We start from the raw sequence: 306 nt of genomic DNA, 5'->3' as shown, positions 1-306 counted from the left end.
GGCCAGGGTGGCGTCGAGGTCGGTGACGGTGATCGCCGAGTGATCGATCCCCAGGAACAGGCCCGGCGGGTCGCGCCAGCGGGCGGTCGCGGGGCCGTCGGGGAAGAAGATCAGCTCCAGGGGATGCCCGTCGGGGTCGCGGAACTTGTAGGCGGTCACGCCCCCCGTGGAGGCCGGCAGGCGCTGCGGCCCGCCGCGGCTGATCGGCGTCGGGGCGAGCCGTGCCAGTCGCGCGGCCGCGGCTCCCATGTCGCGGACCGGGATCGCGAGGTGCTGGAAGAACGGGTCGGTCGCCGCGGGATCGGC

1 pseudogene is annotated in these 306 nt (G+C 75.5%); it reads right to left on the bottom strand.

Features of this window, described 5'->3' with window-relative positions:
- A pseudogene (locus ACLBX8_RS31915) lies at window positions 1-306 on the bottom strand (VOC family protein); the annotation flags it as partial.

The organism is Methylobacterium sp. D48H, assembly GCF_053345715.1.
Note: the sequence above shows the minus strand (reverse complement) of the source record. Positions and strands in the feature narration are given on the sequence as shown.